Origin of the sequence: Actinomadura sp. 6K520, from assembly GCF_004349245.1 — a bacterium.
Classification (GTDB): domain Bacteria; phylum Actinomycetota; class Actinomycetes; order Streptosporangiales; family Streptosporangiaceae; genus Spirillospora.
In genome coordinates this window covers 1-9,615 of sequence record NZ_SMLC01000227.1, presented here as the reverse complement: position 1 = coordinate 9,615, position 9,615 = coordinate 1, and the positions used below count along the sequence as shown (strand labels likewise).

At 72.9% G+C, this 9,615-nt stretch carries 12 protein-coding genes; 6 read left to right on the top strand and 6 right to left on the bottom strand.

What is annotated here, in order from left to right; translation table 11 throughout:
* Window positions 1-163: 163 nt before the first annotated feature.
* Together E1289_RS33780 and E1289_RS33775 are read right to left on the bottom strand one after the other, a co-directional pair.
* The gene (locus tag E1289_RS33780) at window positions 164-1,243 is read right to left on the bottom strand and encodes a TIGR03857 family LLM class F420-dependent oxidoreductase (RefSeq protein ID WP_131987588.1); all 1,080 of its coding nucleotides are present in this window, start codon (window positions 1,241-1,243) and stop codon (window positions 164-166) included.
* A 76-nt stretch (window positions 1,244-1,319) separates the two neighbouring features.
* Window positions 1,320-1,952 (bottom strand): TetR/AcrR family transcriptional regulator, encoded by a 633-nt coding sequence (locus tag E1289_RS33775; protein WP_131987586.1) that lies wholly within the window; start codon window positions 1,950-1,952, stop codon window positions 1,320-1,322.
* Between the two features lie 144 nt (window positions 1,953-2,096).
* Between E1289_RS33775 and E1289_RS33770 the strand changes: the two genes are divergently transcribed.
* Both E1289_RS33770 and E1289_RS33765 read left to right on the top strand, forming a co-directional pair.
* Complete coding sequence (locus E1289_RS33770) at window positions 2,097-3,191, top strand: hypothetical protein (RefSeq protein ID WP_131987584.1); 1,095 nt, start codon at window positions 2,097-2,099, stop codon at window positions 3,189-3,191.
* 52 nt (window positions 3,192-3,243) lie between these two features.
* On the top strand, window positions 3,244-5,022 hold the full coding sequence (locus E1289_RS33765) for an FAD-dependent oxidoreductase (RefSeq protein ID WP_207929325.1): 1,779 nt from the start codon (window positions 3,244-3,246) through the stop codon (window positions 5,020-5,022).
* A 29-nt stretch (window positions 5,023-5,051) separates the two neighbouring features.
* On the opposite strand, the gene E1289_RS33760 is transcribed toward E1289_RS33765, so the two are convergent.
* Together E1289_RS33760 and E1289_RS33755 are read right to left on the bottom strand one after the other, a co-directional pair.
* Window positions 5,052-5,591: a GNAT family N-acetyltransferase gene (locus E1289_RS33760; protein WP_243713324.1), complete on the bottom strand. Its 540-nt coding sequence runs from the start codon at window positions 5,589-5,591 to the stop codon at window positions 5,052-5,054.
* Between the two features lies 1 nt (window position 5,592).
* Complete coding sequence (locus E1289_RS33755; RefSeq protein WP_131987580.1) at window positions 5,593-5,886, bottom strand: hypothetical protein; 294 nt, start codon at window positions 5,884-5,886, stop codon at window positions 5,593-5,595.
* Window positions 5,887-6,042: 156 nt separating this feature from the next.
* Between E1289_RS33755 and E1289_RS33750 the strand changes: the two genes are divergently transcribed.
* Window positions 6,043-6,864: an SAM-dependent methyltransferase gene (locus E1289_RS33750; RefSeq protein WP_131987578.1), complete on the top strand. Its 822-nt coding sequence runs from the start codon at window positions 6,043-6,045 to the stop codon at window positions 6,862-6,864.
* 47 nt (window positions 6,865-6,911) lie between these two features.
* Here E1289_RS33750 and E1289_RS33745 read toward each other — a convergent pair whose 3' ends face one another.
* Window positions 6,912-7,763: a universal stress protein gene (locus tag E1289_RS33745; RefSeq protein ID WP_131987576.1), complete on the bottom strand. Its 852-nt coding sequence runs from the start codon at window positions 7,761-7,763 to the stop codon at window positions 6,912-6,914.
* A 174-nt stretch (window positions 7,764-7,937) separates the two neighbouring features.
* On the opposite strand from E1289_RS33745, the gene E1289_RS33740 reads away from it, so the two are divergent.
* The 3 genes from E1289_RS33740 to E1289_RS33730 are packed head-to-tail and all read left to right on the top strand — an operon-like array spanning window position 7,938 to window position 9,153.
* The gene (locus E1289_RS33740) at window positions 7,938-8,333 is read left to right on the top strand and encodes a hypothetical protein (protein ID WP_131987574.1); all 396 of its coding nucleotides are present in this window, start codon (window positions 7,938-7,940) and stop codon (window positions 8,331-8,333) included.
* Window positions 8,326-8,547, top strand: a complete 222-nt coding sequence (locus E1289_RS33735; RefSeq protein ID WP_131987572.1) for a hypothetical protein — start codon at window positions 8,326-8,328, stop codon at window positions 8,545-8,547. The genes E1289_RS33740 and E1289_RS33735 overlap by 8 nt, the downstream gene beginning before the upstream one ends.
* A 42-nt stretch (window positions 8,548-8,589) precedes the next feature.
* Window positions 8,590-9,153, top strand: a complete 564-nt coding sequence (locus E1289_RS33730) for a hypothetical protein (RefSeq protein WP_131987570.1) — start codon at window positions 8,590-8,592, stop codon at window positions 9,151-9,153.
* A 51-nt stretch (window positions 9,154-9,204) separates the two neighbouring features.
* On the opposite strand, the gene E1289_RS33725 is transcribed toward E1289_RS33730, so the two are convergent.
* A partial coding sequence (locus E1289_RS33725) for a universal stress protein (RefSeq protein WP_131987568.1) occupies window positions 9,205-9,615 on the bottom strand: 411 nt, incomplete at its 5' end.

The window sequence follows — 9,615 nt, the reverse complement described above, 5'->3', positions numbered from 1 at the left end:
GCGGCGGGGAGCTTGGCCACCAGGCGGCCGGGCACGCCGTCGCCGGTCAGGGTCAGCCGGAAGCAGGCGCCGATCTGCCCGGTGCCGACGGGGTCGGCGGCCACCTCGTCGACGCGGGAGCCCAGGACACCGCTGAGCCAGGCCGGGCCGAGGTCCTCCGGCGTCACCGGGCGCGGCCCGGGTTGCGGGGCCAGGCCGCGAAGCCGGGCGGGCGGACGCGCCGGTAGGCGTCGAGGACGGGGGCCAGTTCGGCGGGGGTGGCGCCGTGCAGGACGACGCCGTCGGCACCCGCGGCGAACTGGTCGAGGACGCGGGCCGCGCATGCCTCGGGGGTGCCGGTGGCGGACGCGGCCAGCCACGCGTCCGGGATCAGTCCGGCGACGTGCCGCAGGTCGGCGGCCGTGCCGATCACGTCGAAGGCGCCGGGGTAGCCGGTGACGAGGTCGTCGGCGCGGAAGCGGGCCAGGGCGGCGGGGTCCCAGCCGTTGACGCGGACCAGCAGGTCACCGTAGCCCTGCAGGTAGGTGGCCAGGCGGCCGACGAGCTTGCGCAGCCGCAGCTCCTCGTCCAGGTGGTCGCCGACGGTGGCCAGCACCGACCAGACGCGGACGGACGCGGGATCGCGGCCCGCTTCCAGCGCCCCGCGGCGGACGGCCTCGACGGACCTCGCCAGTGTCTCGTCGGTGAAGAAGGTGTGCAGGACGACGCCGTCGGCGACGCGTCCGGCGAACTCCAGGGTCCGCTCCCCCATCGCCGTGAGGATGATCGGGATGTCCTCGTCGAACGAGGGGTCCTGGCTGAGGTAGGGGAAGTTCCCGGCGGGCCCGTCGTGGCCGGCGACCGCCTCGCCGCGCCAGAGCCGCCGCAGGATGCCGATGACGTCCTCCATCTGCGCGCTGGTGACCCGCGGCAGGCCCATGACGTCGAAGAGCATGTCGAACCCGCGGCCGAGCCCGAGCGCGAAGCGCCCGCCGGAGAGGCGGTGCATGGTCGTCGCGAGGGTCGCGGTCAGCAGGGGGTGACGGGTGTTGTGGTTGGTGGCGGCGGTGGCGATGCCGATCCGCTCCCCGGCCGCGGCGGCGGCCCCGGAGAGCACGGCCGCCTCCTTGGTGGTGAACCGCTCGGACAGGAAGACCGAGCCGAGCCCGAGGCGCTCGCCCTCGGCGACCTCGGCGATCAGGTCCCGGGGCGTGCCCGAATGCCCGGCCAGACCATAGAAGCCCAGTTCAGGAAGGTCGTCCATGGGCGGTTCCTCGGGTAGGGGACGGCGGACCGGCCGTTCCGCGCTACGCGGACTCTAGTCTGGACAGTTGTCCAGATCAAGGCGCCGGCGGCACGCCGTAGACCGTCAGCCAGATCGAGCGGGCGAGGGTGCGGGCGACCCGGTCGTCCCCCGGGCCCTCGTCATGGCGGCAGCGCGCCTGGATGGCGTGTTCCACCATCCCCGTGAGCACCTGGGCCGTCGTGGGAACGTCCATTCCGGGGTCGACGGTCCCGGCCCGCTGCTCGGCGTCGAGCCTGTCCCGCACGACGTCGGTGAACCGGCGCCTCCGGTCGCGCCAGAAGGCCGCGACGTCCGGGTCGTAGGCGGCGACCTCGGACAGGGCGGCCAGGACCCGGCGGTGCTCGCGGTAGGCGGCGATCATCTGGCGCATGGCGTGCGCGACGCCCGCCACGCCGTCCGCGTGGTCGGCCCGCCACCAGGTGACGGCCTCGCCGAACAGCGCCTCGACCGCCTCCTCCGCGAGCGCGATGAGCAACCGGCTCTTGTCGGGAAAGTGCAGGTAGAAGGTGGAACGTGCCACGTCGGCGCGCTCGGCGATGCGCTGGACGGGCAACTCGGTGTACGGGGTCCCGTCCGCCATCATCTCGGCGGCCGTCCGCAGCACGCGGCGCCGGACGTCCTCGCGCCGTTCGCGCACCTTGCGGCGCGGCCGTGTGGTGGAGGGCATGACCGGAAGCGTACCCGCGCCCGGCCTCTGTCGGACAGTGTGTCGACACAGTGCTTGACAGCATCCGGCGACCGAATCACACTCGGTCCACGGCTCCACGCCAGGGGCCGGACGTCACGGGGGGCTCGGCCGAGGAGGCTCAACGTGGTACGTCACGACACCGTCCGCCGGAACCTCGCCGCACTGCTCGCCCTGGTGCTGGCTTTCACCTGCCTGGTCGCCGCCGCCACCGCCCCGGCCGCACGCGCCGCGGACGGGGCCGACCCCGGCTCGTGGATCCCGCGCACCGACATCACCCGCTCCGACCTCACGCAGGTGCCCGGCAAGCTCGCCGAGCCCGGCGACGACGGGCCGCATCCGGGCTCGGCCACCGAGTGGTGGTACACGCACGTCATGGACCCGGCGACGAAGCGGACGTTCATCGCGATGCTGTTCACCGAGCCGGTCCCGACCGCGCTGATCTTCTGGTACCCGGAGAAGGGGCAGAAGCTCGTGCTCCCGGAGCCGGCCTTCGACGTGACCGCGGCGGACGGCCCCGTCGTCCGCAGCAGCGCCGGCGACCTGGTCTACGACGAGGAGCGCGGCGCCTACCACCTGACGTGGCACGGGCTCTTCGCCAAGGCCGACATCTGGTTCGACAACGCGCTTCCCGGGGTGACCGGCGGCCCGATCGAGTACGACAACGGCCAGACGATGTACTGGACGTCGCCCGTCGCCACCAGCCACGTGAACGGCTGGCTCCAGCCGCCCGGATCGTCGTCCCGCATCAGCGTCAACGGATGGCGCGGATACCACGACCACAACTGGGGCGACTTCAACGTCCTGGACCAGAGCTACTCCGGCTGGGAATGGGGCGTCTCCCACGAACCGGACGGCACGGCCACCCTGCTCGGCGGCGTGGTGAAGGGCGACGGGACCTGGCAGGGCGTCGTGGGCCGGGTGACGCACGAGGAGACCTACGGCTGCATGAGCGAGATCGAGCTCTCCGGGTGGCGGGTGTCCGGCCTGTTCTCCTACCCGGAGACCACGACGCTGACCTGCGACTCGTCCAAGCTGGCGACACCTGAGGGCCTCATCGGGGAACGGCCGGGGCTGCAGCGGAGCTTCCACGTCACCGACCCGTTCATCCTGGACGTCGGCCTGCTCGCGCTGCCCGAGTCGCTGGGCCGCACCGTCCCCGGCTCGATCGGCCTCATCGAGCACATCCGGACGCTGATGGCGCGGCTGCCCCGCCCCTGACCCGCACGCCCGATCGTGCACACTCCCACCACCCCCCACGAGGACGGCGATCATGCCCATGCCCGATGAGCACCCGGCACGCGACGGCATCACACGGCGGCGGATGCTGTCCGGCACGGCCGCGGTGGGCGCGGCGACGCTGCTGCCCGCCCGGTCCGCCCATGCGGCACCTGGAACGAGACGGAAGGTGGCCGTCCTGGGCGGCGGCATGTCCGGCCTGGCCGCCGCCCACGAACTGATCGAGCGGGGCTTCGACGTCACCGTCTTCGAACGCAAGGCTCTCGGCGGCAAGGCCCGGAGCATCCCGGTCGAGGGCACCGGCAAGGGTGGGCGGAAGGATCTGCAGGGCGAGCACGGTTTCCGGTTCTTCCCCGGCTTCTACCGGAACGTCCCCGACTCGATGCGGCGGACGCCGTTCCCGGGCAACGCGAACGGCGTCCACGACAACATGTTCCCGCTGTCGTCGACGCGGATCTCCCGGAACGGCGGCCGCTCCGACATCATCGTCCCCGAACTGACCGGCTCGGGCGGCGACCTGGATCTGAGCGTCCTCACGGAGACGCTGACGGGTCTCATCGAGCAGGCGGGCGCCCTCCCGCCGGACGAGATCGCCCTGTTCGTCAACCGCTTCATCGTCTACGTGACCAGCAGCGAAGAGCGGCGCCTGGGGCAGTGGGAGAACGTCACGTGGTGGGAGTACGTGCGAGCGGAGGGCAGGTCCGAGGACTACCGGGCGATCGTGGCGCGGTTCCTGACGCGCGGGCTGGTCGCCGTCAAGGAGCAGGTCGCCAGCACCAGGACGGTCGGCGCCATGGGCCAGGCGTTCCTGCTGTCGGGCATCGGCCTCGGCGCCGACGGCGGCCTGGCCCGGATGCTGAACGCGCCCACCAACGAGGCGTGGATCGACCCCTGGGTGAGCTATCTGCGCGACCGCGGGGTGCGGTTCGAGGTCGGGCAGACGGTCGAGGCCCTGGAGATCGCCTCCGGCGGCGTGCGGTCCGTCCGGCTGGTGGACGCGGCGGGCCGGCGCCGCAGCGCCGACGCCGACTGGTTCGTCAGCGCGATGCCGGTCGAGCGGGCGCGGGCGCTGCTGTCCCCCGCCGTCCTGGCCCTCGACCCCGCCCTGGAGTCGATCAAAGACCTGCACACCGAGTGGATGAACGGCCTGCAGTTCTTCCTGCGCCGCACCCCGGACGGCATCCCGCAGGAGGTCAACTTCATGGATTCGCCGTGGCAGCTCACCGCGGTCCTGCAGAGCAGGCTGTGGGACAGGGACATCCCGGCCGACTACGGCGACGGGAACGTCCTCGACTCCCTGTCCCTGGACATCTCCGACTGGGACACCCCGGGGATCGTGTACGGCAAGCCGGCGAAGCGGTGCAGCCCCGCCCAGGTCGCCAAGGAGGCGTGGGCGCAGATGAAGGACCATCTGGAGGACACCGGCCGGTCCGTCCTGCCCGACGACCTCGTCCATTCGTGGTTCCTCGACCCGGCGATCAGCTGGGACGCGTCCGCCGGGCGCAGCTCCAACGACGAGCCCCTCATGGTCAACACGGTCGGGAGCTGGCAGAAGCGGCCACACCCCCGGACGGAGATCCCGAACCTGTTCATGGCGGGCGACTACGTCCGCACCGGCGTCGACCTGGCCACCATGGAGGGCGCCAACGAGTCCGGCCGGGCGGCCGTCAACGCGCTGCTCGACGCGGCCGGCTCCCCCGCCGAGCGGGTCCGGGTGTGGCCCCTGTACCAGCCGCCGGAACTGGACGGCCTCAAGGAGATCGACGCCCGCCGCTTCCGCGCGGGCCGCCCCAACCTGTTCGACACGATGTGACGCCGCGCCGCGCCGAGCGCCGCCGGGAACTACCCGGTGCGCTCGGCGGCGGCGGTGATGCGGTACAGGACGTGGCGTTTCAGGTGGTGGCCGTCCGCCACGAGCGGGTGGTCGAAGTCGTCCGCGGGATCGCGGGTCATGCCGATGCGCTCCATGACGGCCCGGGATCTGGCGTTGGCGGCGGCGGTGAAGGAGACCACCTCGTCGAGACCGCCGTCGAAGGCGAACCGGAGCGCGCGGCGGGCGGCCTCGGTGGCGTAGCCGTGCCCCCAGGCGGACCGGGCGAGCCGCCAGCCGATCTCCACGGCGGGGGCGAAGGGCGCCGGGAAGCGCACGGCGGAAAGGCCGGTGAACCCGACGAACTCCCCCGCGCCGGCGGTCTCCAGCGCCCAGAAACCGAAGCCGTCCTCCTCGAAACGGGCCTCGAACGAGGCGATCAGCGCGTCGCTCTCCGCCCGGGTGAGCGGGGCGGGGAAATGCCGCATGACCTCGGGGTCGGCGTTCAGGGCGGCGAACGGCTCCCGGTCGCCGTCCGTCCAGCGCCGCATCACGAGCCGTTCGGTCCGCAACTCAGACCGCCTCGTGGGCGAAGGCGAACCGTCCATCGACGTACACGTTGTAGGTCGACGGGCGGAACCCCGCGAGCAGCACCTTGCGCGTCTTGTCGATGATCACGTGGTGACGCTCCTGGTGGCCGACGGTGAACTCGAAACGCTTCGTCATGGCGAAGCTCAGGAGGAGGGAGCTCTGCACGACCGGGTGGTGGTCCACCGTGATCCGGACCCTGCCCCACATTCGGTCGTAGTGGTACTCGACCAGATGGCGTTCGTACTGCCCGACCTCGAAATAGAAGTACTCGTTCACCGCGGTTCCAAGCGTGGGAGTTCGTGGTGCCCGATTATCTCCCATTGCGGTCGGCGGGGGCGCGCCGGGCGGGGTGCGGCGATTTCCGCCGTGTTGCCGACGGGCGCACCGTATTGAAGAATCCCGGCAGGATTTCCGAGCCGGAGGGCGCCGTCCATGGGAGAGAACCAGTCCGCTGCCGACCCGGGCTTCGACACCGGGGTCCCGCATTCCGCGCGGGTGTGGAACTACTGGCTGGGCGGCAAGGACAACTACCCCATCGACCGCCAGGTAGGCGACCAGGTACGCGAGCTGTACCCCGAGATCGTGGACGTCGCGCGCCACTCGCGGGCCTTCCTCGGGCGTGCGGTGCGGTACCTGGCGGGCGAGGAGGGCGTCACGCAGTTCCTCGACATCGGCACCGGCCTGCCCACCGTCGACAACACCCACGAGGTCGCCCAGCGGGTCGACCCGGCCTGCCGCATCGTCTACGTCGACAACGACCCGCTCGTGCTCGTCCATGCCCGCGCCCTGCTGGCGAGCACCCCCGAAGGGGAGTGCGACTACATCGACGCCGACGTCCGCGACCCCGGCGACATCCTCGAACGGGCGGCCCGCACGCTCGACTTCGACCGGCCGATCGCCCTCATGATGCTCGGCATCCTCGGCAACATCGAGGACGACGACGAGGCGCAGGCGATCCGCGACCGGCTGGTCGGCGCGCTTCCCGGCGGCAGCTACCTGGTCCTGGAGGACGGCACCGCCGCCGTGAACCCCGACGCCGCCGCCGAGGCCGAGCGGACCCGCGCCGAGGCCGGCGACCCCTACAAGCTCCGTACGCCCGAGCAGCTCGCGACCTATTTCGACGGCCTGGAGCTGCTGGAGCCGGGCGTCGTTTCGGTGTCCCGGTGGCGCCCCGAGGCGACGCCCTGGGGAGAACCGCCGATGGTCACGGCGTTCTGCGGTGTCGCGGGGAAGCCGTCCTCGGGAACCGGCTGACCCGGCCACCGAGCGTCAGGTGAGGTCCTCGCGCCGAGGGCCGGGCCTCACCGGCGGGAGGGGACGACGGCGACCGGGCACTGCGCGTGGTGGACGACGCCGTGGCCGGTGGACCCGAGGCGCGGCGCGCTCCAGCGGCGCTCGCGCGCACCCACCACGAGGAGGCGGGCGGCCCTGGACGGTCTGGTGAGGGCCTGTACCGGGTGCTCCAGCACGACCTCGCCGACCGCGTCCACCCGCGGGTACCTGCGCCGCAGCGGTTCGCACGCGGCGGCGAGCCGCTCCCGCAGTTCCGGGCCGGCGTCCTCGTCCTCGATGGTGTAACCGGCGTCGATGAGCGTCGTGGACATCTGCCACGCGTGGACGACCCGGAGCCGGGCACCGTGCAGCGCGGCCGCGTCGAAGGCGTATCCGAGCACGGCGCCGACGTCCTTGCGCAGGTCGATTCCCGCGACGACCTCGCCGCGGCCGGTGGCGTCCCCGCGCACGATCACGACCGGGATGGTGCTGCGCGAGGCCATCCGCAGGCTCGTGGACCCGAGCAGCAGGCTGGCGAACCCGCCGCGGCCGCGGCTGCCCAGCACCAGTTCGAACGCCCCCTCCGCCTCCTGCTGCAGGGCGTCGGACGTCTCGTCCGCGACCACGGCGGTCGTGGTCTCGATGCCCGGCCACCGCTCGCGGACCCGCTCGCGGGCCTCGGCCACGACCGCGTGCCCCACGCGGGCGAGACGCTCGGCCTTCTCGGCCGGCGAGAACAGCGGCGCCCTGGTGGGCCGGCTCGCCAGGGCGTGGACGATCCGCAGGGGACGTTCCCGTAGGGCGGCCTCCGCGGCGGCCCAGTCCACGGCACGGTCCGACTCGCCGGACGCGTCGGTGCCGACGACGATCGGTTCGGACATCGGTTCTCCTCTTCGAGAGGGCCTCATGACGAACGTCCCCACATTGGCGCCGCTTATCACCGGCGCGGGGGGCGGGCCCTCCGGCCGCACGGCAGGTGACCAAGGTCCCTACGGGCGCGTGCGCGGGAGAAGGAAGCTGGTGGTGACCGAAGATCCCGCAGAAGGAGGCCCCCGTTGCCCGGCACCGGACAGGAAGAGCTCGACATCCAGTTCACCACCGTCAACGACGTGTCACCGGCCGACATCGAGCGCGCCCGCGAGGCGATCGGCAGGGCGCTGGTGCACCCGCCGCGGCCGATCCTGTACGCGAAGGTCACGCTCAACAGGCTGCGGGACCCGGCCGTGCCCAACCCCAACCTGGTCTCGGTCCGGGTCGACCTCAACGGCCGCCCCGTCAACGCCTACGCGGCCGGGGCCACGATGCCCGAGGCCATCGGCCTCGCGACCGCCCGGCTGCGCGCCCGGGTGAACCACCTCGCCGGGTACTGGGAGGCGCGCCGCAGGCGGTACCGCGGCACCGCGCCGGCGAGCCGGCTGCACGACGAGACGAAGGAGCTTCACGATGCCTAGGCAGATCATCACCGCGTCCGCGGCGCCGTCCATCCCGGTTCTGGAGCATCGCGTGGCGGTCCTGGAACGGCGGGTCGCGCTGCTGACCGAGACCGTGAACGCGCTGGCGGCGACGCTGGAGACCACCCTGTCCCCGGCCGCGGAGGGCGGCGCCGACGGCGGCCCGGTGTCGGCGGCCCGGCCCGAGCCCGACCTGCTCCCGCTGGGTGGGTGACCAGGAGACGAGTCCGGTAGGAGACACAGTCCGGGAGGGGACATGAAGCGCCGCGTGGACCGGTGGCGCCGCCGCTTCGGCTTCGACGCCAACGACCTGCGCCGTGACGTGGACCGGACCCAATGGAGAGCCGGCCTCGTCCTGCTCGTGATGTTCCTCGTCGTCGCGCCGCCCCTCACCGCCACGGTGGCGGGCGGCGTGTACGACTCCGGGGAGCGCGCCGAAAGGCGGGACGCGGCCACCTGGAACCGGGTGGACGCCACGATCGTGAAGACCGGGGTGCTGCGAGTCGGGCACCGGGTCACCGTGACGTGGACCGATCCGGACGGGACGCGGCGGACCGGTGAGTTCACGACCCTGAACCGCGTCCGGGTCGGGGACACCGTCCCGGCATGGGCCGGGCACGGCACCGTCTCGGGCACGCTCCCCGGCCGGCACGGGCGGACGGTCATCGGCACCACGGCCGCGGCGACGGGCACCGTCCTGGCCGTGGGGTCGCCCCTGCTCGGGCTGTACGCGCTCGTCCGGCGCCGCTGCGACCGGCGGCGCGACCGGCTCTGGGACGCGGCGTGGGCCCGGCTCGACAACCACCGCATCGGGCCCTGAACGTCCGGCCCGTGGTGATCCCGACCAGGGGCGTCAGGCCGGACCGCCGCGTCAGGACGTGGGCACGAGGACGACCGGGCAGCGGGAATGGTGCAGGACCACGTGGTTGGTACGCCCGAGCCCCATGCCGATCAGGCTCTTGCGGGTGCGGGCGCCGACCACGACCAGCGCGGCCTTCTCCGACGCCTCGACCAGCGCCTGCGACGCCGTGCGGTCGGACACCAGCGGCTGCACGGCGACGTCCGGGAAGTCCTCGCTCATCCCGGCGACCGCTTCCGCCAGCTCCATGTTCTCGATGACGCGCCGGCGGGGCGAGAACTCGCCGCCGACGGCGTGCAGCGCGACGATCCCGGCGCCGCGGGCGGCGGCCTCCGCGAAGGCCCAGCGGACGGCGGCCTCGTCGCCGGGCTCCCCCTCGACGCCGACCACGATCTGGGCCGGGGCGTCGGCGGGGGCGGGCGC